This is a genomic window from Postechiella marina, assembly GCF_039538365.1.
In the GTDB taxonomy this organism is placed as follows: domain Bacteria; phylum Bacteroidota; class Bacteroidia; order Flavobacteriales; family Flavobacteriaceae; genus Postechiella; species Postechiella marina.
This window is the reverse complement of sequence record NZ_BAABCA010000004.1, coordinates 417,171-442,040: the sequence shown is the minus strand read 5'-3', so window position 1 is coordinate 442,040 and position 24,870 is coordinate 417,171. Positions and strand designations below refer to the sequence as shown.

Annotated in this window: 15 protein-coding genes; 14 read left to right on the top strand and 1 reads right to left on the bottom strand. The window is 33.8% G+C overall.

The annotated features are described in order from the left end of the window. Positions 1-36 precede the first annotated feature (36 nt). The 5 genes from ABD715_RS11210 (at position 37) to ABD715_RS11190 (ending at position 9,049) form a co-directional block, all read left to right on the top strand. Entirely contained in the window at positions 37-2,592 is a 2,556-nt protein-coding gene (locus tag ABD715_RS11210; protein WP_344788320.1) for a zinc-dependent metalloprotease, read from the top strand. Between the two features lie 3 nt (positions 2,593-2,595). Then, entirely contained in the window at positions 2,596-5,889 is a 3,294-nt protein-coding gene (locus ABD715_RS11205) for a SusC/RagA family TonB-linked outer membrane protein (protein ID WP_344788319.1), read from the top strand. A gap of 11 nt (positions 5,890-5,900) precedes the next feature. Then, the gene (locus ABD715_RS11200) at positions 5,901-7,217 is read left to right on the top strand and encodes a RagB/SusD family nutrient uptake outer membrane protein (protein WP_344788318.1); all 1,317 of its coding nucleotides are present in this window, start codon (positions 5,901-5,903) and stop codon (positions 7,215-7,217) included. A gap of 85 nt (positions 7,218-7,302) precedes the next feature. Continuing rightward, entirely contained in the window at positions 7,303-8,334 is a 1,032-nt protein-coding gene (locus ABD715_RS11195) for a DUF5018 domain-containing protein (RefSeq protein WP_344788317.1), read from the top strand. A 73-nt stretch (positions 8,335-8,407) separates the two neighbouring features. Continuing rightward, positions 8,408-9,049 carry a M48 family metalloprotease gene (locus ABD715_RS11190; RefSeq protein ID WP_344788316.1) on the top strand — a complete coding sequence of 214 codons (642 nt, stop codon included), beginning with the start codon at positions 8,408-8,410 and terminating at the stop codon, positions 9,047-9,049. 37 nt (positions 9,050-9,086) lie between these two features. Here ABD715_RS11190 and ABD715_RS11185 read toward each other — a convergent pair whose 3' ends face one another. Continuing rightward, positions 9,087-9,947 carry an AraC family transcriptional regulator gene (locus ABD715_RS11185; protein WP_344788315.1) on the bottom strand — a complete coding sequence of 287 codons (861 nt, stop codon included), beginning with the start codon at positions 9,945-9,947 and terminating at the stop codon, positions 9,087-9,089. A gap of 233 nt (positions 9,948-10,180) precedes the next feature. Between ABD715_RS11185 and ABD715_RS11180 the strand changes: the two genes are divergently transcribed. The 9 genes from ABD715_RS11180 (at position 10,181) to ABD715_RS11140 (ending at position 24,824) form a co-directional block, all read left to right on the top strand. Then, positions 10,181-13,264, top strand: a complete 3,084-nt coding sequence (locus ABD715_RS11180; protein ID WP_344788314.1) for a SusC/RagA family TonB-linked outer membrane protein — start codon at positions 10,181-10,183, stop codon at positions 13,262-13,264. Positions 13,265-13,275: 11 nt separating this feature from the next. Beyond that, positions 13,276-14,775 carry a RagB/SusD family nutrient uptake outer membrane protein gene (locus ABD715_RS11175; protein ID WP_344788313.1) on the top strand — a complete coding sequence of 500 codons (1,500 nt, stop codon included), beginning with the start codon at positions 13,276-13,278 and terminating at the stop codon, positions 14,773-14,775. A 27-nt stretch (positions 14,776-14,802) separates the two neighbouring features. Beyond that, positions 14,803-15,696 carry a hypothetical protein gene (locus ABD715_RS11170; RefSeq protein ID WP_344788311.1) on the top strand — a complete coding sequence of 298 codons (894 nt, stop codon included), beginning with the start codon at positions 14,803-14,805 and terminating at the stop codon, positions 15,694-15,696. A gap of 25 nt (positions 15,697-15,721) precedes the next feature. Next, positions 15,722-17,263, top strand: a complete 1,542-nt coding sequence (locus ABD715_RS11165) for a cellulase family glycosylhydrolase (protein WP_344788310.1) — start codon at positions 15,722-15,724, stop codon at positions 17,261-17,263. A gap of 80 nt (positions 17,264-17,343) precedes the next feature. Beyond that, the gene (locus ABD715_RS11160) at positions 17,344-18,387 is read left to right on the top strand and encodes a glycoside hydrolase family 130 protein (protein WP_344788308.1); all 1,044 of its coding nucleotides are present in this window, start codon (positions 17,344-17,346) and stop codon (positions 18,385-18,387) included. A 1-nt stretch (position 18,388) separates the two neighbouring features. Beyond that, a complete protein-coding gene (locus ABD715_RS11155; protein ID WP_344788307.1) occupies positions 18,389-19,963 on the top strand; it encodes a hypothetical protein in 1,575 nt (524 codons plus the stop codon). A 27-nt stretch (positions 19,964-19,990) separates the two neighbouring features. After that, positions 19,991-21,586: a sodium:solute symporter gene (locus ABD715_RS11150; RefSeq protein WP_344788306.1), complete on the top strand. Its 1,596-nt coding sequence runs from the start codon at positions 19,991-19,993 to the stop codon at positions 21,584-21,586. Between the two features lie 11 nt (positions 21,587-21,597). Then, positions 21,598-23,565, top strand: a complete 1,968-nt coding sequence (locus ABD715_RS11145; protein ID WP_344788305.1) for a sialate O-acetylesterase — start codon at positions 21,598-21,600, stop codon at positions 23,563-23,565. A gap of 275 nt (positions 23,566-23,840) precedes the next feature. Further along, entirely contained in the window at positions 23,841-24,824 is a 984-nt protein-coding gene (locus tag ABD715_RS11140) for a T9SS type A sorting domain-containing protein (RefSeq protein ID WP_344788304.1), read from the top strand. The last annotated feature ends 46 nt before the right edge of the window (positions 24,825-24,870 follow it).

Genomic DNA, 24,870 nt, shown 5'->3' with positions numbered 1-24,870 from the left:
ATTTAATGCAAATTTGATGTTTTAATAATATCATTTATGAAAACCTCTTCCCTAAAAGGTGAATTAATGGCTCGATTTTTAATTCTTTTTGTTTTAATGCTTTCAAGTTTTTCTGGCTTTGCTCAAGATAAAAAAGAAACATCTAAAGAAGATAATAGCGTAGAAAAAGACTCTTTAAAGTTTTCTGATGATAAAAAGCTATCCTACGAGAAGTTTTTAAAAGAAGGGCATGTAAAAACAGGATTGTTTAATGTGTATTCTATAAAAGAAGATTACTTTTTTGAAGTGCCAGATTCGTTACTAGCAAGAGATTTACTGGTTGTAAATAAAGTGTCTAGCGTGCCTTATGCGTTAAACGGTCATGGTTTAAATAAAGGTATGACGTTTGAAACTAAATTAATTCGTTTTTACAGAGATTCTATTTTAGATAAAATATGGGTAAAAACGGTAAATCCTCGTGTTCAATCTCCCAAAGATGATGCTATTACACTTTCTGTTAAAGATAATTTTGGCGAGTCGATTATAGAAGAATTTAAAATAGAAACTAAAAACACAGATTCTACTTCGGTGTTTATTAAAGTGAATAAAATTTTTAATGGCAAAGAGAAGAGTTTTAGCGATTTGCTTACCAATATTGGTTTGGGCGGAAGTGTAAAAACAAATCTGTCTATTTTAGAAAGTATAAAATCTTTTCCAGAGAATGTCGTTGTTAAATCTTTAATAACAACTTCTGTAAGCGAAGGTGGTAGTGCTGCATTGCCTTTGTCTGTTGGTGTTACTACTAATATTGTTTTATTACCAAAAGATGTTATGAAACCTCGTTTTTCTGATAAACGCATTGGATACTTTACAAAACCAATGGATTATTTTTCTGATGCACAACAAGAGGTAGAGTCTAGAGGCATGATTACTAGATGGCGATTAGAGCCTAAAGTTGAAGATATAGAAAAATATAAGCAAGGTGAATTGGTAGAGCCTAAAAAGCCTATTGTTTATTATTTAGATCCTGCAACACCTAAACAATGGCGACCGTATATAGAGCAAGGCGTTTACGATTGGAATGTAGCTTTTGAAGCAGCAGGTTTTAAAAATGTGCTTAAAGTAAAGTTTCCTACTAAAGACGATAAAGATTTTGATGCAGACGACGTGAGGTATTCGGTAATAACTTATGCAGCATCAGAAAAACAAAATGCTATGGGACCATCTATCGTAGATCCTAGAAGTGGAGAAATTTTAGAATCAGATATTATTTGGTGGCATAATTTAATGAAAGGTTTGCACTCATGGATTCGTGTACAAACAGGACCTATTGATGCTAAAGCTAGAGCAAATAAATTTTCTGATGCACATATGGGAGAAGCCATTCGTTTTGTGTCTTCGCACGAAGTTGGACATACCTTTGGGTTAAAGCATAACATGGGGTCGTCTTACAGTTACCCGGTAGATTCTTTACGATCTAAAACTTTTACTTCTAAAATGGGAGGAACAGCGCCTTCTATTATGGATTATGCCCGATTTAATTATGTTGCACAACCCGAAGATAATATTACAGATATCACCCCTAAAATTGGAGTGTACGATAAGTATGCTATCGATTGGGGTTACAGATGGATGGATAAAACATCTGCTCACCAAGAAATACCTGTTTTAAACCAATGGATTCGTAAGCACGAAAACGATGCCTTGTACTTTTATGGTCCGCAGCAAGGCGATGTTATAGACCCAAGATCTCAAAGTGAAGATTTGGGAGATAACGCTGTAAAAGCTAGTGAATACGGACTTAAAAATTTAAAAAGAATACTGCCTAACATTCTAGATTGGACAGAAGAAGAAGGGCAAGATTACTACAAGGCTTCAAAATTATATAAGGCGGTTATCGATCAATGGGGAACGTATAATAACCATGTTATGGCTAATATTGGTGGTGTTTATATTAATAATACTGTTTATGGCGATGGAAAAAACACCTTTAGTCCAGTGTCTGCAAAGATGCAAAAAGATGCTTTAGATTATTTAATAAAACATGCAGTTCTACCTCAAAAATGGTTGTTTACACCAGATATTATAAATAAAGTTTTTGCTGTAAGAGATGCTCCAGATGGCGAGCGTTATTATTCTCCAGTTTCAATGTTACGTATTCATCAAACCAATGTTATTTATGCTTTGGTAAAGACCGATAGATTAATGCGAATTACAGAAAACGAAGTGCTTGTTAAAGATGGAGAAGACATTTTTACAGAAGCCTATTTATTCGATAGGTTATTCGATGCCATTTTTGAAAAAACAGAGCAAGGTAAATCATTAGATATGTTCGAGCGTATTACACAAAAAAATTACATCGATGTACTAACTGTAGATAGAAATAAGTTATTAGAAAAAACAAAAGAAAAAACACTTGCTAGCGACTCTAATAACTTTAAAAATGTGCATTTTTCATACTTGCCAAGGGTAGCAGATATTGCAACAAGTAAAAGATCGGCACTAGAAAAAGTACTCAAACTTTTAAAGAAAAAACAGAATAGAGGAGATAGAGCTACAAAGTCGCATTACAGAGACTTAATAGCAAGAATTGAATATAATTTGAAAAATTAACGAATGAGAAATTTAATATGCTTATTAATTTTTATTCCAAGCTTACTTTTTGCTCAGCAAGAAAAAGTGATAGAAGGAAAAGTAATAGATGCTAAGTTGCAAATGCCAATAGTTGGGGCGTCGGTTTATGTATCATCTGCCATTATAGGTAACGAGACAAATACCAAAGGTGTTATTCAAGGTTCTATGTTAGGAACCACAACTAATTTTGATGGGGAGTTTTCTTTAAAAATAGGAACCGATATTAAGTTTATTATGGTGTCTTATATGGGGTATGAAACAGAAAAAGTTGATGTTTCAAGCATAACCGGTAATATATCTATTGCTCTTAAAGAAAGTTTAGAAAGTTTACAAGAAGTTGTTTTAACAGGGTATCAAAAAATTGAAAAACGAAAAATGACCTCTGCTTACGCTAAAGTAGACATGGAAGATATAAACCAAGCAGGTGTTGCTAGTGTAGATCAAATGTTGGTTGGGCAATTGGCAGGTGTGGTTATACAGCCAACAAGTGGTGGTCCTGGTGCGCCAGCTAAAATTTCTATAAGAGGAACCGCTACGTTAAATGGATCTTCAGATCCTTTATGGGTTTTAGATGGTATTCCTTTAGAAGGAAACGACATTCCTCAAGATTTTAGAGATAAAGATAATATTGATAACCTTCAATCGTATCCAATAGCGGGTTTAAATCCAGAAGATATTGAAAGTATTACGGTTTTAAAAGATGCATCTGCAACTTCAATTTACGGTGCTAGAGCTGCAAATGGTGTTATTGTTGTAACCAGTAAAAAGGGGAAAAAAGGTGCCATGCGTGTTAATGTAAATGCAAATGTATTTGTAACACAGAAACCAGATTTTAGTAAGTTGAATTTAATGGATTCTTCTCAAAAAGTAGATTTTGAGTTGTTTTTAGCAGGGCGTTCAGATTTAAATTATCAGCAAGATCGTGGTGGCGTAGCTAGAATTTTAAATAATTATGGTGAGTATAATAACTATAGAGATAATGGCTTTGCAAGTATTTCTACCAATGCTCAAAATGAAATTAATAATTTAAAGAACACCAATACTAACTGGGGAGACGAGCTATATCAAATGGCAGTAAATCAGCAATACGGTGTAAGTATTTCTGGCGGAAATGATAATAACGATTACTATTTTTCGGTAGGTCTTTTTGATGAAAAAGGAGCAACTAAGGGCACAGGGCAAAAACGATATAACATTACATTAAAAGATAATTTTAAAATAAACGATAAGTTAAAAGTTGGGGTTGCTTTATTTGGTAGCCAAAACAAAACATCGTCTTATATTACAGGAGCAGATGCTTATACAAATCCGTCGTACTACGCTCGAAATGCCAATCCGTATTTACAAATTAAAGATGAAAATGGGAATTATGTTTACGACCCAGATTTAGTAGAGCGATCGGACTTAAATCTAGATTATAATATTTTAGAAGAAAGAGAAAACACAAATTACGATTTAGTGTCAAGCTCGTTGAAAGCTATTTTTGATGTTGATTATCAATTGAATGATGATATTCATTTTACAACTCAATTAGGGTTACAACTCGATTTTGATAAAACTGAAAAGTTTAGTGACGAGGCAAGTTATTATACAAGAAAGTACGAGCAAAGATCGCAGTATTTAACAGGTTCAGGTGTATCGTATTATATGCCAAAAGGCGGAATTATTCAAAATTGGGATGCCGATGCTTTTCAGTACAACTGGAAAACTACAGCAAATTACAATACATCTTTTAACGATATACATGAGCTCGATGTTATGTTGGGTACAGAGTTTAGAAGAAATGATAGAACAGAAATTCATGCCAAAGGTTTTGGGTATAATTCAAACACATTAACTACGGTTCCTATTACAGACGAGCGTGCTTTAACAAATGCTTTGTTCGAAACTTATAACAAAACTTATAGCGAAAATGCTTATGCTTCATTTTTTGGAACAGCGAGTTATACGTACAATAAAAAATATACCGTATTTGGTAGTTTAAGGTATGACGGTTCTAACCTATTTGGGGTAAATCCTAAATACAGATATCTCCCTATTTGGTCTTTTGCAGGTTCTTGGAATGTTTATAAAGAAGACTTTATGGATAACATGGATGCCATTAGCGATTTAAAGCTTAGAGCGTCTTACGGTGTACAAGGAAATATAGATAAATCAACTTCACCTTTTGTAATTGGCGAGTACTACAACACATCTATTTTACCTGGTGTAAGCGAGGAAATTATTAGAGCTTTAAATGCTCCTAATGGTAATTTAAGATGGGAAAAAACCACCTCGTCTAACATAGGTTTAGATTTAGGTTTACTAAATAATAAAATTTATATCTCTGGAGATTATTACTCAAGAAAAAGTACAGATTTAATAGGTTTAAGATCGGTGCCATTAGAGAGTGGTTACAATTTTATAAATACCAATTGGGCTACGGTTAGTAACGATGGGTTCGAATTATCTATAAACACAACAAACATAAATACGCCAAATTTTAAATGGACAAGCGGATTAAACATTTCGCATAATAAAAGTATTGTAGACGATATTGAGATTAGAGAAGAAGACTTTAAACCGTCTTTAAAAGGCTATAGTGTAAATGCCATTTTTGCTATTAAAACAGCAGGATTAGATAGTAACGGATTGCCTTTGTTTTGGAAAGATGGCAACAAAGTATCGGCTGTAGAATTTTACAATTTAGAAGCAGGTACAAATGGTAGCCAATTAACTAGAGAAGAGCATAGAAATTTATACTCTTATGTGGGCGATGGTACACCAAAATTTAGTGGCGGATTTAGAAATAACTTTAAATACAAACAGTTCGATTTACGGGTATTAACCAATTTTAATATAAAGCAAACGGTAAAAACAACGCCTAGTTACAATATGGCTTTGGCACAACCAGGTAACAACTATAATACAGATATTTTAAAAGCAGGCACAGGAAATTATCCAGCTTTAATAGGTCTTAATTCTCCAGGGTTCGATACCGATTTAGTGTACACTTGGTTCAACTCGTCCGATGATGGACAAACGTATAACGATTTAGATATTTGGGTAAAAGATATTTCATATCTACGTGTAAGCAGTATAAAGTTAAGTTACGCTGTTGCTAAGTCTAAATTAGAAAAGCTAAACCTATCAAGTTTAAGTTTTAATATAGAAGGGCGTAATCTATTTGTTGTTGGTACAGATTATGATGGTTTTTTCGATCCAGAAACCTACGGTAGTTTATACGCACAGCCTATTCCAAGAATAATTTCAGCAGGATTTAACCTTTCTTTTTAAAAAAGAGTTTCATGAAAAATATAATATACATCACCTTTATAGCCCTAAGTTTTATCTCTTGCGATGATTACTTAGATATTGAGCCTGTAGGTCAAGTTATACCAGAAAGTGTAGACGAGTATCGAAGTTTTTTAACATCAGCTTATTCAATAGCTAAAGATCATAAGGTGTTAACCACGTATAGAACCGATGAGTTGGCACTAAGTTCTACAGCGTTGGGCGTGGAGCAGTACGAAGATCTTTTTATTTGGAACGATGATAACCCGAGCCCTTTAACCCGTGTTTTTCCATACGCCAGCTTATACAATACTATTTTTTATACCAACCATATTATTAATAGTGAAGCTACCATAAAGGGCGATTTGTTAGAAAAAGAGCAGTTGATAGGCGAGGCTTATGCTTTAAGAGCCATGCAGTATTTCGAGCTAGTAAACTTATATGCTAAACCTTACAATAAATCTACAGCTAACACAGACACAGCTGTGCCAATTACTATAGAATACGATGCCGAAAAAAACTATCCAGTAGAAACAGTAGAAGCGGTTTACACATTAATTTTAAACGATATTGAACAAGCAGAAGCCTTATTAAATATCGATAAACAAGATTTAGGGTATAATTACAGGTTTTCCAAAGTAGCAATAAAAGCCTTTAAAGCACGTGTTTATTTATATCAACAAGAATGGCAAAAAGCTATAAATGCAGCAAATGAAGCATTAGCAATACATGCAGATTTACAAAACCTAAATACAGATGTAAGCATCATGCCTTCAGAATACAATGCTGTTGAATCTATTTTAGCGTTAGAAACCATTGCAAATTTCGATATGGTTAACAACACGACAATTTCTTCAGACTTAGTTGATGCCTATAACCAAACTGAAGATTTACGCTTTTCGCTTTACTTCAATCAAAATACAGATGGAAGTTTTAGTTCTAACAAAAGTGCAGAAACAAAGTTTAAAATATCTTTTAGAACTGCAGAATTGCATTTAATTATAGCAGAAAGTTTAGCAGAATTAGATGAAGGTGATTTGGCTAAAGAAGCATTAATAGCATTTGCCGAAAACAGATACACCGTTGCCGGTTGGGATGCTTTTAAAACAAAAGTAAATGCATTATCTGGAGATAGTTTAACCAATGAGATTTTAGAAGAACGACGAAGAGAATTTGCAATAGAAGGGCAACGTTGGAACGATTTAAGACGAACAACCCAACCCAAATTAACAAAAATATTTAATGGAGTAATATATACTTTACAGCAAAACGATACACGTTATGTTATTCCTTTTCCAAGCGATGCTATTATTAACAACCCTAATTTATAAATAAACCCCAGTTATAGTTCATTGTTATCTTATGTATTATAATTTCAATTAAAAAGATAAATCAAACCTAATAAATATTTAAATTATGAAGAGAATTTTTTCGATCCTTAGCGTTTTTTTAGCGGTAGCTATTACTACAGTGTCTTGTTCAAGTAGCGACGATTCGCCAACATTATCGTCTTTAGCAACTATTACAGATTTTACTGTTGCAATAGATGGTGTTAGCGCAGATGATATAACTTACGATTTAGGAACAAATATTACCGTTTCTGTACCATTCGGTACAAGTTTAACAGCAGTTGTACCAACCATTTTAGTTTCAGAAAACGCAACAGTCTCTCCTGTTTCTGGTTCAGAAATTACTTTTGTAGATGGCGAAGCTAAAACGTTTACAGTAACTGCAGAAGATGGTGATGTTACTAAAGATTATACAGTAACTATAAATGTAAAAGGTGAAGTTGGTAGTGGTTCTAGATTAGAAACTTATGTGCTTGCCGATTTATATGGCGAAAATTCAACTTCTACTTACGCTTACAATGAAGCTAATTTTGTGAGTCAAATATCTAAAGAAGTAAACGATTGGGGAGAAATTTCTACTACAGTTTTTACTTTAGTTTACGACGATAAAAACCAAGTTGTAGAGAAAAAAGTAGAAGCATCTAACGAAAGTACTATGTATACTTACGAGGATGGAAAAATTACAAAAGCCAATTATACAGTTGATGGTACACCTACTTACACCTACGAGTATACGTATAATGAGTCTGGCGATTTAACTACAGAAAAAAGAACAGATCATACAGACGAAGATGCGGTTACAGAAGTAATGTTTACAATTACTGATGGTAATGTAACTGTAGAAAACAGATTTGGAGACGATTATGTTGCAACATACGATACAAACAACAACCCATTTAAAGGAATGTACCCTGCTGCTTATGCAGCCATTAATGTAGGTATACAAGCAGTAAACACAAATAATCCTATTGAAGGAACTTTTGCAGATGGTACTGTTACTTACGAGTACAACACAGATAATTACCCTTTAAGCGCATCTTATACTTATTTTGATGGCTTAGCCACTGTAGACAAGAGCTTTACTTACTACGCAAATTAATAGCAAACCCTGTTTTTATTTTATCAAACACTCTTATTTTATAAGAGTGTTTGTGTTTACACCTGTTTTTTAAATGAAGAAATACTACATATTAGTAATTTTAGTTATAATGTTTGCTTGTAATTCCAACTCATCAAGTCACGAAGAAGTTAATCTGGAAGAAAACATAACATTAACAAAAGAAGAAAAAATAATACAAACGTATAGCCAGCATGTTCTACCTTTATTTAAAGCTTATACCAATGCAAATGTGCCTACAGAATTAATAATAGACAATAAGGATTTAAGTATAGATGCAGGAGCTGCTTTTGGTTATGTAGAGGTTAGTCAGGGTTTAGTAAACCTTTCAAAAGGGCATATTCAAGTATTTGCTCTTTGCCACGAAGTAGCGCACATTGTAACCATTTCGCAAGCAAGAAAGTTTAATTTAGGAGAAAGTATCCCTAAAGGCGCATTAACCAATGATTATATAAAAGCAGAATATTTAGCCGATTTAATCGCCATGTATTTAATAAAAACACAACATACAGATGTTTTTAATAGTCTTATGAGAGATATACCTTTTCTTCAAAATCTATTAGGAAGCGCTAGTTTTACACACCCTTCGGGTAGCGAAAGAATAGACTTTATAAACACGTATATAGAAAATAGTAAACTGCAAGGCGATGTAATTGCTTTTAAAACAAGTTTTTTACAAGTGTGGCATATGGAATAACAAAAAACTAGATTGTTATAAAAAAGAATATTTCATTTTATCTAGAAACCTCCTTCAAATAATTTAATTTAAACTCTTTAGGAGACATGCTATGCTTTTTCTTAAACGCTCTATTAAAATTAGAAAGCGAATTAAACCCAGCGGTATAAGAAATCTCGTTTATAGACATGTTAGTCTCAGTTAATAGTTTGGTAACTACACCTAGTCTGTAATCTAGAAGGTAACCTGTAAAACTTAAATTGGTTCTTTTTTTAAAATAATGACTAAAAGCAGACTCAGACATGTTTACCATATTTGCTATTTGCGATAGTTTAATATTTTTTTGGTAATTGTGTTTTACGTAATTTAGAATTAACGATATCCTTCTACTTTCGCGTTTTTGACTGTAGTTGGCACTTGGCGGACTACTTAAAACTTTTTTATCATCAGAGGTCGATAAGATGTGTAGTATTTCTAAGAAGCTTAGAAACGATTTAAAATTGTCATTATTATCAATAGATAAAAGTAAATCAATAATTTTTTGTTTAGTAGGATTAGCGAATACAATACCACGTTTAGAGAGTTCTAAAAGTTTTTTAATGTCTTTCGAAACATTATAACTCATTATTTTAGAGTGTAAAAAATGCTCTTGAAACTGAATGGTTATTACTGCTGCATTACTAATAGGATTGTCAGATTTCCAAACATGTTTAAGTTCTGGGCCTAAAAGCGTTAAATCTGTGCCTTCAAGTTTCTCTACCGAATCGCCAACAGTTCTGCTGCCTTTAAAATTTGTAATTAAATTTAATTCATATTCATTGTGAAAATGCAAAGGATAGTCAAACAACGCGTTTTTATGTTTTAATATAACAAACGGATCGTCAGTTTTTATGGGCGTTATTTCTTTAATAGATTTCATCGAGAGCACGGTCTTTTATCTAAAGACATATTTAGTAAAAAAAGCTTAACAAAGTTAAAGAATTAAAAATAATTTTGCGATATATTAATAAAATGATAACACTATTGCTTATAAATTACTAATAATAAAACGTAAAGTTCAAAAAACGCATAGTATTAAACAAGATGTTGTCATTTTACATTTCTTTTCTAATATAACTTTGAACCTATATTAAACTATTAATACTAAACTAAATGAATAAAAAAAATCAATTGTGGCTACTTTCTGCTATTTTGACCATTTTATGTTTTACCAGCATAAGTGCTCAAATAAAAGTAGAAGGTATTGTTACAGACGAAGGTGGTTTACCATTACCAGGCGCATCTGTAATTGAAGAGGGAACAGTAAACGGAACAACTACAGATTTTGATGGTAATTTTGAACTAACTGTAAACAATAAAAGTGCAGTTTTAGAAATATCTTATATAGGATATACCGCAACAAAACAAGAAGTAGGTACTAGTACATCTTTCAACATTATTTTAAGAGAAGATATTGCAGCTTTAGACGAGGTTGTGGTTGTTGGATATGGTTCTGTTAAAAAGAGCGATTTAACAGGGTCTGTGGCTAGTGTTAAAATGAAAGGTATTGAATCTATTCCTGCTAATTCGGTAGATGGGTTATTACAAGGTAGAGTTACGGGTTTACAAGTTATTAATGCGTCGCAAGAGCCAGGCGCAGCTTCTACAATTCGTATTCGTGGAGGTAGTTCGTTTAGCGCAAGTAACGACCCTCTAGTTGTTGTTGATGGTTTCCCTATTGGTGGCGCAGGAGATATTAAGCAAATTAACCCTGCCGATATAGCTAATGTAGAGGTGCTAAAAGATGCATCGGCAGCAGCTATTTATGGGTCGCGTGGTGCCAATGGTGTTATCATGATTACCACAAAAAAGGGAAAAAAGGGTAAAGCAACTATCGAAATTACACATCAAACTTCTGTAAAAGATTTTACATCTAATTTAATTGCTTGGGAAGATCCGTTACTTATGGCAGAACTTAGCAACGAAAGAAGTATAAACGACGGAATGGTGCCAAATTACACAGGGCAAACCATTGCGGGTGTGTATTATCCTTCTTTATCAGAAATATCTAGTGGCGAATGGCCACATAATACAAATTGGGGCGATGTTGTTTTTAGAGATGCACCATTATCAACTAACACAACACTTTCTATTAGAGGAGCAAACGATACAACATCGTTTAGTTTTAGTGGAAATTATTTCTCAGATCAAGGCGTTTATATAGAAGACGATTACGAAAAGTACATTCTTAATTTAGGAGTGTCTCATAAATTTAACGATTGGTTAAAAATTACAACCTCTAACATTATATCAAAAAATAAAAGAGATAATAATGGTGGTTTAGAGTATTATAGAAATCCGCTTTGGCCAATTTATGATGAAAGCGGAGATTATTTTCGCACATCTTCTCAAGATTTTGGGCATCCATTAGCAACCACAGAAAATGTTTTAAACACATCTAAAGGTTTAGACATTCTGTCGTCTTATTTATTCGATTTTACTTTAAACGAGCATTTAAGTGTAAAAACACAATTAAATTACAAATATGGTTCTTCAATTGGCGATCGTTATTTACCAAGCGATTACACCTGGGAAGGAAACTTTTTTGATGGTGTAGCGTATATAGACAATTGGCAGTCTGAAGATATTTTATCAGAAACATTTATAACATATAATAATACGTTTAACGATGTACATAAATTAAATGTTATGGTTGGGCAATCTTACCAAAATACGGTAAGCAGAACATCGCAACTTAAAGCAAAAGGTTTTGTAAATGAAGCTTTAGGAAACGAAAATTTAAGTGCAGGAGATCCTTCTGTAAATGAGCTTTCTAACGGAAAATCTGAAACTAAATTATCATCATATTACGGGCGTATAAACTATATTTTTAACGATAAATATTTATTAACAGCAACTATGCGTGCCGATGGATCTTCAAAGTTTGGAGAAAATAACAAATGGGCATATTTTCCTTCTGGAGCTTTAAGTTGGAAAGCACATAACGAAGAGTTTATAGAAAACTTAAATGTGTTTAACGAGTTAAAAGTACGTTTAAGTTATGGTATTTCTGGTAATCAAGGTATTTCGCCTTACCAAACATTAAGTAGATATGGTATTGAAAATTATTTTGATAATGGCCAATGGAAAACAGCTATAGGGCCAGGATATATTAGCGGGCAATATGGTCCAGATTACAGATACAATTACTGGTCTGGCATTCCAAACAAAGATTTAAAATGGGAATCTACAGCACAAGTAAACTTAGGTGTAGATATGGGCTTTTTTAACAATCGACTTAGAGCTACTGTAGATGTTTACAGTAAAAAGACAACCGATTTACTACGTCAAAAATTCTTGCCACTATCATCCAGTTACAGCAGAATTTGGGTTAACGATGGCGAAATTTTAAACGAAGGTATCGAGCTATCATTAGATGGAAACATTATTAATGGAACCGATTTTTCAATGTCTTCAAACCTAATGGTATCAGTTAACCGTAACGAGGTTACAAGTCTTGGTAATGGTGCAGAAATGGGATTACTTGTCGATCCTAACACAGGAATGAATTATGAGTTTCAAGGTTCTGGTTTTACATCATTCGGTATGGCAACTGCAAATATTTACGGAGTAGGCCAACCATTAAATGTATTCTACGGTTATAAAACAGATGGAATTATTCAAACTTTAGAAGAAGGTTTATCAGCAGGATTAACTGGCGATATGGCTTTACCTGGCGAGTTTAAATATGTAGATCTTAATGAAGATGGTGTTGTAGACGAAAGCGATAGAATGGTAATTGGAGATCCAAACCCAGATTTTATTGCCAGTTTAGGCCTTAACTTCACTTATAAAGCTTTCGATATGTCATTATTTTTTAATGGTGTGTTTGGTAACGAAATTTTTTACCCTGGTAAATTAGACCAAGCCAATGAGATGCCATTTAGATGGACTTCAGATAATCCAACTAATAGCTATCCAAAATTGAGATCGATTAGAAACCTACTTTTAAGTGATTATTTTGTTGAAGATGGATCTTTTGTAAGACTTCAAAACCTTACCGTTGGATACAATTTTAATGCAGAAAATGTTTCTCTATTTTCTGATATGAGACTTTACATAAACGCTACCAATTTGTATACGTTTAGCTCTAACAGCTTTAAAGGTTACGATCCAGAGGTTGGTTTAGATGGTGTGTATTGGGGAGGTTACCCGCGTACACGAAGTATTACACTTGGTTTGAATTTAACTTTTTAATCTGAAAAAACATGAAAAATAGACTTATATATATATTGAGTGTTATCGCTGTAGTTTTCAGTTCATGCGATATATCAGAAGAGCCATATGGTTTTTATTCTGATGAGAATTTTTACAAAACAGTAGAAGATGCAGATGCAGCTTTATTATATGCCTACCGTGCATTTAATTACCAAGGTTACAATAGAGGCATTATAGATATTGGAGATTTAACAACCGAAACCGTAAGTGTAAAACCTGGCGAGGGTAATGGTGTACAAGAATTAGATAATTGGAAAGCAACCAATAGTAATGGAGCCTTATCAGATTTCTTTCAATACTGCTACATCGCTATAAATAGAGCAAACGGTGTTATAGAAAATGTGGTTGATGAAGATTTTAATCAAGACGATAAAGATCGCATTTTAGGAGAAGCTTACACCATTAGGGCTTGGAGTTACTTTAGTCTAGTGCGTGTTTTTGGTCGTGTGCCAATGCAAAAACAATTAGTATCTACCGAAGCGCAAACTACACCTGCTTTAGCAGAAAATATAGAGGAGGTTTACAATTTTATTTTAGAAGATTTAAAAACAGCAGAACCACTTTTAGCAATGGGTCGAAAAGTTGGACGATTTGATAAAGTAGCATGTTGGGCAATTCTATCTAAAGTTTATTTAAATATGGCCTCTGGTAAAGATAACAATGCTGTAGGTTATAGAGATATGTCTATAGATGCTAATGCCATGTATACAGAAGCAGCAAATTGGTCTGCAAAAGTACTAAACGAGCAAAGCGAATTTGCTTTTGATGACTCTCTAAGTAATATTTACGATGTAGAATACCCTGATGGGCCAGAGCATATTTGGTTAATTAGTATGGATAGAACAGGAGATAATACCGAAGAGTTTGGCTCTACACAACTTATGTGGTTGCCTTGGGGTCCAGGCGCATCATATTATGTTAAGAATCCTGAAGGTGTTATGGAACCAGCTCAAAACGGTTGGGAAGTATATCAAATAGAAGATAATTTTATTACAACTTTTGATATTGCAGATAAGCGTAGAACAGATTTAATGGACGATAAAATTTACGATGCAGATGGCAATGTTATTGGAAGTGTTGCAGATGGTAACGTGCCTGCAAGTTTTAGTAAAAAATACTTAGACCCTAACTTTAACGGAAACAGAGGAAGTACAAGACCATTAATGATTCGTTTTACAGATATCGCACTAACCTATGCCGAAGCTGTTGGGCCAACTGCCGAAGGCGAAGCTTGGTTAAATAAAATACGTAATCGTGCAGGTATAGATCCTGTTGCAACAGGTTTAAGTGTGTCAGATTTTAGAGAAGCAGTTTTACAAGAAAGAACTTGGGAACTGGCTTACGAAGGGCATCATTTATTCGATTTAAGAAGAACAGCATCTGTTATTTCTACTATTCCAGAAGCTCAAACTTCTGGCCTGTCTGAAGATGAAGCAGCATTTTATGCTATTCCATTAAGAGAAACAGATCTTAACCCAAATGCTAATTAATTGTCGAACACTAAAAAATATAAGCAAATGAAAAAAATAATATATAGTATATGCTTGCTAACATTTGTGTTGGCGCTTTCATCATGTGAAAAAGATTTATTGGATGATGTTAATGAAGGAAACTGGAACAACGAACGCAATATTTTAGAAATAGGTTTAGCACAACAAATAGGCTTATCTCGAATAGAAAGAACAGATACGCAGGCTATCGTTAGCATTACAGTAAATGCTAACGGATTAGATTTATCTGCTGTAGATATTACAGATATGGTTTTGTCTTACGATGCTGAAGCAAACGTTGCTAAAGGCGATAAATTAAACTTCGATAATGAAGAAAAGAAAGCATCTATAAACGTAACATCAAAACAAGGCGAGAGCTTAGAATGGGTTATTTATGTAGAGCCTTTTATAAATCAGTTAGAAGGTTCGTGGTCTATTTCTAGTTTCTACTTTAAGTGGGACGATGGTTTTGGCTGGGGAAATGCAGGCGAAGCAGAACTACCACTTTTATTACCAAATGCCAATGCTGGTTTAGATGATGTTATAATGTTTGGAGCTGTAGAAGGCGCGAACGAAGATGGTTTAGTTTACGGAAATTACGAGCGCACTACAGGTGACGATGGCGAAGCAGGAACATTTGTTTACGACAGAACAAGTGCCGATTGGGCAGATAGATTTAAGCATCTTCCTGTAGGTTCGGGGCAATGGATTTTAAATAAAGATAACTCTATCATGATTGTTGTTGAAGGAACAACGTACACAACTAAAATTTTCGAATTAATAGACAATTCAACTCTAAAAATACCATTAAATCCAGGAGCTCAAGATTTAGGTAAAATTAATTGGGACGATTATTATGGCGATCACACTAATAAGTTTGTTGCTTCAGCAGATTTGTGGTACACCTTAAACAAATTATAGAGTAAAATTTAAAACTAAAAAAAACATGAATAAACTGATGACTCATTTTATTATAGTTCTTATTTGCACAAGTATTATATCATGCTCAAATAACGATGATAATCAAATTCCAAAATCGGCAATAAGTAAAACGTTAACCATAAAAAATCAAGAAACGCTTTCTACTAATTTTATTGGAAATGGCGCACAATGGGGCGGTTACGAAATTATGGAAAGCTGGACAGGAAGCGACGATTTTAACGATGCAGATTGGGCTAAACTTAAAGAAAGAATGGATTTTATGCGTCCACCATTTATTAGAATAATGATAAGTGCAGGATGGAATTATTTAGACTCAGGCGATATTTACAATCCATCAAAAGCAAGTAAAGCATTTCATAGAATGATGCAGTATTGTACAGATAATAATATTACTGTAATGTTTGGCGAATGGGGTCACGTTTTTCTTAACGGAGATCGCAACCAAATCAATTACACATGGATGGATTATACCGTAGACTATTTAGATTATTTAATAAACGAAAAAGGCTATACCTGTGTTAAATATTTCAATATGATTAATGAGCCTAATGGCGATTGGTCTACCGTGCAAGGTAATTACGATTTATGGAAAACAGTTACTGCAGAGTTTCTTTCGCGTATGGAAACATCAGGTATAGATAGTATGGTAAAACTTGCTGGCCCAGATTTAGCAATTTTTGGAGATGCCGATGATACCAATTGGGTAACAAAAGCCGAAAACGATTTTGGAGCAGGAATGGGCTTATACGAAATCCACTCTTACGCCACAAAAAGCTTAGTAAATGGCGAAAATTATTTGTCTGTACTTAAGAGTTTTAAAAATGCTATTCCTGCAGATAAACAAATTGTAGTTGGCGAAATTGGACTTAAATATTACGATAGCGATATCGATTTACAAAACGAAAACGAAGCTAGAATTGCTGCAGATCAATACGCATCAGACGATAGTAACATGTTTGTTTACGATGGGTTTTATGGTGTAGATGTTAGTGACGCTATTGTGCAAACCATGATGGCTGGTTACTCTGGCGCATTAATTTGGGATGTAGACGATGCTATGTATAACAGAGATGGTAATCAAACAGGCGACGGTTACAAACAGTTAAAACGATGGGGGTTTTGGAATATTCTAGGCGAAGAGTCTTTTGAAAGTAGCGAAGACGAAAATATCAGACCATTCTTTTTTCCGGTGTCTTTACTTTGTCGCTATTTTCCAAAAGGATCAGATATTATAGAAATAGAATTGCCTAATAAAAAAGGACTTAAAGCTGTAGCAGCAAAAAAAGGGGATAAATACACCATTGCTATTGTAAATTCTAATTATGTAACGTATAACGACTTATCTCTTGAAGCAGAAAGTAGCTTTACTTTCGATAATGTTTCAAAGTACGAATACATATCAGAGTTTGAAGGTGGTTACCAAGGCTTAACAAATGATAAAGGATTTCCTATTCCAAAAGAAAGCAGTATGTCGGTAAAATTAAATGGCGATTATACATTTAATGTACCTGGGCAATCGGTTATTATTTTAACCAATATGGATTAAGAATAGCAACATATAAACAACTCGAATATTATTTTTTCGAGATTAAAAAAGATATAAAACTTTAGTAAATAAAATATAGAATGAATACTATTGAAAAAAACAAAACAGGATTGTTACGATTAGAAAAGCACGCAAATAACCCTATTTTTAGTCCAAATCCAGACAACCAATGGGAAAACATTGTGGTATGTAATCCTGGTGTTTGGTACGAAAACGGAAAGTTTTCAATGCTTTATAGAGCAGCAGGAGATGATGAAGAGCACTATATAAGATTCGGTTTAGCAGAAAGTACAGATGGTATTAATTTTACACGTATGTCTAACGAGCCTGTATTTTCGCCAAGTGTAGATGGTCCAGATATGGGAGGTGTAGAAGATCCTAGAATTGCAAAATTTGGAGACGAGTTTTATGTTACTTATGCATACAGGCCATTTCCTCCGGGACAATACTGGAAATTTGCTCACGATGTTATTTTATTACCAGAATCTGGAGAAGATACACCGCATGTTATTAAAAAAAATGTAGCAAACTCTGGTTTAGCTTTATCTAAAGATTTAAAAACATTTAAACGTTTAGGTAGAATTACAAGCTCTAATTTAGATGATAGAGATGTCATTCTTTTTCCAGAAAAAATTAATGGAAAATTTGCCATGCTTCACAGACCAAAAGAATGGATTGGAGAAGAATACGGAACCGATAAGCCTGCTATTTGGATTCGCTTTACAGACGATTTATTGGTTTGGGAAGAGCCTAGTACACTTTTAATTGCAGGTAAAAAAGATACTTGGGAAGAAAAAGTAGGAGGTAGTACACCGCCTTTAAAAACTAAAGATGGTTGGTTAATTATTTATCATGGTGTAGAAAATGGTGGCCTTGGGTATTACCGTGCAGGTGCAGCGCTTCTAGATTTAAACGATCCAACAAAGGTTATTGGGCGTTTAGATAATTGGATTATGGAACCAGAGCACGATTACGAAATAGAAGGTTATTATAAAGGTTGTGTTTTTCCAACAGGAAACGTAATTATAGACGATACTTTGTATGTATATTACGGTGCTGCCGATAAATATATTGGTTTAGCAACTTGCAGTATAACAGATCTTTTAGAAGAATTAAAAAAATAATATGATTAAAAAGCACCTACATATTTTAGTTTATGGCTGTTTGTTTTTTATGGGTTTATCCTTGCAATATTGTGCTAAATCCAAAGAGAACAAAAACGTAGATATCCACATTTCTTTCAGCGAAAGCGGTAAAATAAATAATCCTTTTATTGGCCATGGTGTGCAATGGTCTGCGTATCCGCATGCAGATGCTCCCGATGCCGAATGGGGTTTTTTAATGACCGACGAAAAATGGAATGAACTCTATAAACGTGTCGATTTTGTAAATCCGCATATTATTAGAGTTATGGATGTTTCTACATGGCGTTATTACAAAGGTTTAGATAAAAAAGGCGAACCTATTTTAGATTTTAATACTGAAGAAATAAAAAGCCTTTATAAACTTTTAGATTATTGCCAATCTAGAAATATAAAGGTGCTTTTTGGAGAGTGGGGTGCTCCTGGTTTATGGAATTTAGATGAAACTATTCCAGAAATTGAGCGAGCAGACGATGTACGTTGGACCAATATGATTGTAAAATATCTTGAACATTTAATTGTTAAAAAAGGATATACCTGCATTAAATATTACAATTTGGTAAACGAGCCTAATGGTTATTGGGCATCAACCGATGGCGATTGGGAACAATGGAAAGTAGGATACATTCAACTAGATCAAGCTATAAAAAAGGCTGGTTTAAACAAGTATGTGTCGCTTTCTGGTCCAGATGCAGTTACGCAGTGGGATCATCCTAAGCATCCAAAAAAAGCGCACGACTGGGTATACTCAACGGTAAAAGATTTAGATACTATTACAGGTTTGTACGATTTTCATATTTATGCAGATCAAGACTTAATTAGAACCGGAAAATTTATTCCTTACTTAAAACCGTTTACTTCAGAAATAAATAAAACTAATAAGCCTTTGGTTTTAGGTGAATTAGGGATGAAATACAGTGGTGCTTTAAAAGAAGAAAATACCAATAGAGGTAAAGCCGATAAATTTGCTGGACCAGATGATTCTTCTATGTTTGTTTACGATTATTTTTATGGCGTAGACATGGCAGATGCTGCCATACAAAGTATGCTAGCAGGAGTTGGTGGTGCTATTGCTTGGGATTTAGATGATGCCATGCATACTGTTGGCGATTTAGGCGAAAAAAGTCAGCTTAAAAAATGGGGCATGTGGAATATTTTGGCTGAAGAATTTGGTAATTTAGAAGCAGATAAAATACCACGACCTTGGGCGTATTCATGGACCTTGCTTTGTAATTTGTTTCCTCCAGAATCTAACGTTTATCAACCTGATTTTTCTGTGGTTAACGATAGTGTTCGTGCTGTAGCAACTTTAAAAGAAAAAGATGTTACGGTGGCTTTAGTTAATCAATCTAATACCGTAAAAACAATAGGTTTGTCTACTAAAATGTTTTCTAATAATACACCATTGTATGTGTATGAATATTCAGAAAATAATAGACCTGTTAATAGCGATGGTTTCCCGGTGGTAACAAAGCGTGTCAATTCAAAAGCAAACAATTTAACTGTTGAGGTTAAAAATAACAGTGTTGTTTTTATAAGTACAATTTTAATTAAATAAAACCTGTAAAGGTTTCTCAAAAATATTATGGATTATAATTTAGGTGTTGTAGATATTACGGTACTCGTTGTGTACTTTATTTTTATTGTATGGTTTGGTATCAAATCATCTAAAAAAGGAAGCGATTCTACAAGCGATTATTTTCTTGCAGGTCGAAACATGACATGGCCAATTATTGGGTTTTCATTGTTTGCAGCAAGTATTTCTAGTACAACATTAATTGGTAAAAGTGGCGACGCATATTCTACCGGAATTGCTGTTTTTAATTACGATTTGGTTTCGGTATTGGTTATGGTATTTTTTGCCATGTTCTTTTTACCGTTTTATATAAAATCGGGCATTTTTACTATTCCAGAGTTTTTAGAAAGACGTTTCGATAAACGCTCGCGATACTACTTCTCGTTTATAACATTAATGGGCTCTACATTTTTAGATGCAGCAGGTGCATTGTACGCAGCGTCTTTATTAATGAAATTGGTGTTTCCAACCATGTCTATTATGGAATTATCGGTAATTTTTGCTGTTATTGTTGCAGCATATACTATTCCTGGAGGGTTGTCGGCAGCCATAAAAGTCGATCTTATTCAAGGTATTCTTTTACTAGTAGGTACTTTTATTTTAACCTTTTTGGCTATGAATAATGGCGGATTAGATTATTTAAAGACATTACTTTTAGAAGGCGATTACATGATGAAATTAATTCGCCCAATGGACGATTCTTCGGTGCCTTGGCTCGGTATGATAGTAGGAATACCTATTCTTGGGTTTTATTTCTGGGGAAATAATCAAGTTTTGGTACAGCGTGTATTAACCGCAAAATCTATAGACCACGGTAGAAAAGGAATTCTTTTAGTTGGTTTTTTAACGGTGTCGTTAATCTTCATCATTATTTTTCCAGCAGTAATAGGGAAGCATTTATTTCCAGATTTACCTAAAAACGATATGGTGTATCCTAAGTTAGTTATCGAGCTTATGCCAACAGGTTTATTAGGCTTAATGTTAGCTGCTATGGTTGCTGCTTTAACATCTACATTAAGTGCGCTGTTAAATTCGGTAGCCACATTATTTACAATGGATTTTTATACAAAGTTTAAAAAAGAACCTTCTCAAAAAGAGCAAGTATATGTGGGTAAAATTGTGTCGGTAATCGTGTTAATTTTAGCTGTGGCTTGGGTGCCTTTTGTGTCTAAATTCGATTCGTTATTAAAATACTATCAAGAAATGCTAACCTATATTGCACCTCCAGTTGTGGCAGTATTCTTTTTAGGCGTTTTCTGGAAACGTATAAATAAACATGGCGCATTTTGGGGGTTAATGGGTGGTGCTTTTGCTGCTGTGGCTACTATAGTTGCTAAGGTTGCTTTTGATTTTGAATTGTTAGGCGATATTCATTTCTTACTTAAAGTGCCTTTTTATTTTGCTTTTAGTGCGGTTATTATAACCATTGTGAGTTTACTTTCTAAACCAGATGAAACTTCTCAAATTGAAGAATTAATTTGGACAAAAAAGATTTATCACGAAGAAACCAAAGAGCTTGAAGGCGTGCCATTTTACAAAAACTTTAGAGTGTGGTCTGTGGTGTTAATAGTGTTCTGCTTTTTGGTGTTGTATATGTATCAATAGATTAAAATATTATGATGAAAATAAAATTTATAAAGGAACTTGTTTTAGTGTTTTGTATAGGTATGAGTACCCTTAATGTATTTGCTCAAGATCCAAATTTTCATATTTACTTATGTTTTGGACAGTCTAATATGGAAGGTTCTGCAGCTATAGAAGTTCAAGATAAAACAGGAAACGATAGGTTTAAAGTTTTAGCACCTATGGATTGTTCTGATTTAGGAAGAAAACAAGGGCAATGGACTATTGCAATACCTCCATTAAGCCAATGTTGGACCGGACTTTCTCCTGCCGATTATTTTGGTAGAACTATGGTTGAAAACTTGCCTAAAGCGGTTACTGTAGGTGTGATAAATGTGGCTATTGGTGGTAGCGATATTAGGTTGTTCGATAAAGACAAATGGCAAGATTATACAAATACTTACCCAGAACAATGGTTTCAAGATAAAATTAATGCCTATGGCGCAAACCCATATAAACGTTTTATAGAATTAGCAAAACAAGCTCAAAAAGATGGCATTATTAAAGGGATTTTACTGCATCAAGGCGAAACCAATCAAGACGATACGAATTGGCCAGCCTATGTTAAAACCATTTATAATAACATGTTAAACGATTTGTCTTTAAATAAAAGCGAAGTGCCTTTGCTTGTTGGCGAATTGGCGCACGAAGATCAAGGAGGTAAATGTGCTAGCATGAATAAAATTATAGATAAGCTGCCAAAAACTATTTCTACAGCTCATGTCATTTCTTCAAAAGGTTGCGAGGTAAGAGATGATAATGTACATTTTAATTCGGCTGGTGTGCGCGAATTAGGAAAACGTTACGCGCTTAAAATGTTGGATTTACAAGGTATTAAGGTTGCGAGTTCTTTGCCAGAACCTAATGCGCCATATAATATACAAGTTTCTAGAATAAATAACAACGGTTTTACATTAACCTGGGATAATGGTTTAAATGCAAGCCAGGCTACTAATGTTTATATTGAAGACCCTGCAAAAAATAGTGGTAATGTATATTTAAAAACGTTAGGTAAGGATGTAAATAGTTTTACGTTTGAAGGCAAGCAAACTGAAGATTTAACTATAAAACCAGATGGAGTTTATATAGCAAGAGTTCAGGCTTTACCAGACGATAATCAAAATGCTTACGCAACTTCAATTGTAAATTTAAACGATTCCGAAGGCGAAAATTTAAAATTCGATCCAAACATGCATATTTACTTATGTATTGGGCAATCTAACATGGAAGGTTCTGCTGCAATAGAGCCACAAGATTTAAAAGCAAACCACCGTTTTAAAGTATTGCAATCTTTAGATTGTGGTAGTTTAGGTAAAAATGAAAATAGATGGTATTCTGCTTTACCGCCTATGTTTCACTGTAATACAGGTCTTTCTCCTGCCGATTATTTTGGTAGGACGATGGTAGAAAATTTACCTAAAAAGATAAAAGTTGGCGTTGTGCCAGTAGCTGTAGGCGGTTGCGATATTAGATTGTTTGATAAAGATTTATATCAAGATTTTAATGCTACTACCAAGCAATCTTGGTTTACAGATAAAATAGCATCTTACAGAGGAAACCCTTATGGACATCTTATTAATTTAGCTAAAATAGCTCAAAAAAGTGGTGTTATAAAAGGGATTTTATTACATCAAGGAGAGGCAAATCAAGACGATGTAAACTGGCCAAGATATGTTCAAAAAGTATACAATAATATCCTTGCAGATTTATCTTTAAATGCAAACGATGTGCCTTTACTTTCTGGAGAGGTGGTACACGAAGCACAAAATGGTATGTGCGCAAGTATGAATCCTATTATAAATAAACTACCTAAAACCATACCAACAGCTCATGTAATTTCTTCTAAAGGCTGTGGTGTTAAAAGTGATGAGTTACACTTTAATTCGGCAGGTGTGCGCGAATTAGGAAAGCGTTACGCAACTAAAATGTTGTCTTTACAAGGGTATAAGGTTAAAAAGTAAGGACTAAATAAGAAATTTAGTTTTCAGTTAAGGCGTACTTGTATTTATTTGAATATTTTAAATAAATACGAGTACGTTTTTTTTAAATATCATTTTAATCAGCTCAAATAAAAGAGGTATGTATACTTTTTTAGTCTGTTTTTAAGCATTATTATTTGTAATTAATTGGTTTATAAATTCATAAAGTAATAAGTATTCAGCATTATTTAGTCATAAAGGCATTTTTACCAAAGTTACCTTTACTGTAATTAATAATCTCTTAAACTAAATAAAATATGCACCACAAAATTACTCAATACAAATCATTAAAATTAGCAACATTAAAATGGCTTTCAGTTTTTAGCTTATTCTTAGTGTCTAGTTTGTCTTTTGCTCAAGATGCAGACCCAATAACAAATTTAACAATAGATAATTCTACATCAAATGTGTTTGTTTTAAATTGGAATACAGGTGCAAATACCGCAGGTTTTAATGTGTATTTAAACGATAATACCAACGGAAATAATTTAGGGTACATAGCATCTATTGCTGGCGATCAAACGTCGTATACCTTCTCAGGTTTGGTAACAAATAACAGTGGGAGTTCGAGTACAACCATGACCGATGGAAACCATTATACTTTTACCGTGCAATCTACGCCAGACGATACACCAAGTGTAGATGGCGATTATGGCGATAATTATATTTCAGAATCTATAAATGCTCCTGCAGAACCTGCTGCACCCACTGGGTTAATGATCTCTCAAAACGCCCCAAACGAATTCACTTTAACTTGGGATGCAGATGCAGCAGCTACAGGAGGTTTTAATGTTGCTATTGTTGGAGCAGATGGATCTGATATTTGGGTAGAATGGGGTTACTCTAGCGGAACATCTTACACCTTTTCTGGAGTATATGGAAGCGGAGCATCAGAAATAACTATTGCAGATGGGAATGTTTATGAAGTTAAACTACAGGCTTTACCAGATTCAGATTATAATGCCTACTCAGCAATAACTACATCAACGTTATCATCTAACCGTTTACAAGATACGTACTTTGAAGTGTATCCAAATCCTGTAAGCGATGTGCTTAAAGTAAAAGGAAATCAAGCAGTTTTAAATGGTGTAAATATGTCTGTTTTTAGTGTAACTGGGCAATTAGTTAAAACATCAAATAGTACATCAATAAATGTGTCAGATATAAAATCAGGAATGTATTTGGTCTCCATAGAAAACAAATTAAATCAAAAAATTATAAAGCGATTTGTGAAAAATTAAGTTAGTTGTAGTGATTTAAAAACGCCAGTGCATGTATAGTTTGCTG

What these genes read in the sequence shown, in the direction of transcription:
- ABD715_RS11160 (WP_344788308.1), top strand. Translation starts at nt 17,344, where the DNA reads ATGAATACTATTGAAAAAAACAAAACAGGATTGTTACGATTAGAAAAG.
- ABD715_RS11185 (WP_344788315.1), bottom strand. Translation starts at nt 9,947, where the DNA reads ATGAAATCTATTAAAGAAATAACGCCCATAAAAACTGACGATCCGTTT.
- ABD715_RS11210 (WP_344788320.1), top strand. Translation starts at nt 37, where the DNA reads ATGAAAACCTCTTCCCTAAAAGGTGAATTAATGGCTCGATTTTTAATT.
- ABD715_RS11145 (WP_344788305.1), top strand. Translation starts at nt 21,598, where the DNA reads ATGATGAAAATAAAATTTATAAAGGAACTTGTTTTAGTGTTTTGTATA.
- ABD715_RS11195 (WP_344788317.1), top strand. Translation starts at nt 7,303, where the DNA reads ATGAAGAGAATTTTTTCGATCCTTAGCGTTTTTTTAGCGGTAGCTATT.
- ABD715_RS11190 (WP_344788316.1), top strand. Translation starts at nt 8,408, where the DNA reads ATGAAGAAATACTACATATTAGTAATTTTAGTTATAATGTTTGCTTGT.
- ABD715_RS11165 (WP_344788310.1), top strand. Translation starts at nt 15,722, where the DNA reads ATGAATAAACTGATGACTCATTTTATTATAGTTCTTATTTGCACAAGT.
- ABD715_RS11180 (WP_344788314.1), top strand. Translation starts at nt 10,181, where the DNA reads ATGAATAAAAAAAATCAATTGTGGCTACTTTCTGCTATTTTGACCATT.
- ABD715_RS11155 (WP_344788307.1), top strand. Translation starts at nt 18,389, where the DNA reads ATGATTAAAAAGCACCTACATATTTTAGTTTATGGCTGTTTGTTTTTT.
- ABD715_RS11175 (WP_344788313.1), top strand. Translation starts at nt 13,276, where the DNA reads ATGAAAAATAGACTTATATATATATTGAGTGTTATCGCTGTAGTTTTC.
- ABD715_RS11150 (WP_344788306.1), top strand. Translation starts at nt 19,991, where the DNA reads ATGGATTATAATTTAGGTGTTGTAGATATTACGGTACTCGTTGTGTAC.
- ABD715_RS11140 (WP_344788304.1), top strand. Translation starts at nt 23,841, where the DNA reads ATGCACCACAAAATTACTCAATACAAATCATTAAAATTAGCAACATTA.
- ABD715_RS11170 (WP_344788311.1), top strand. Translation starts at nt 14,803, where the DNA reads ATGAAAAAAATAATATATAGTATATGCTTGCTAACATTTGTGTTGGCG.
- ABD715_RS11205 (WP_344788319.1), top strand. Translation starts at nt 2,596, where the DNA reads ATGAGAAATTTAATATGCTTATTAATTTTTATTCCAAGCTTACTTTTT.
- ABD715_RS11200 (WP_344788318.1), top strand. Translation starts at nt 5,901, where the DNA reads ATGAAAAATATAATATACATCACCTTTATAGCCCTAAGTTTTATCTCT.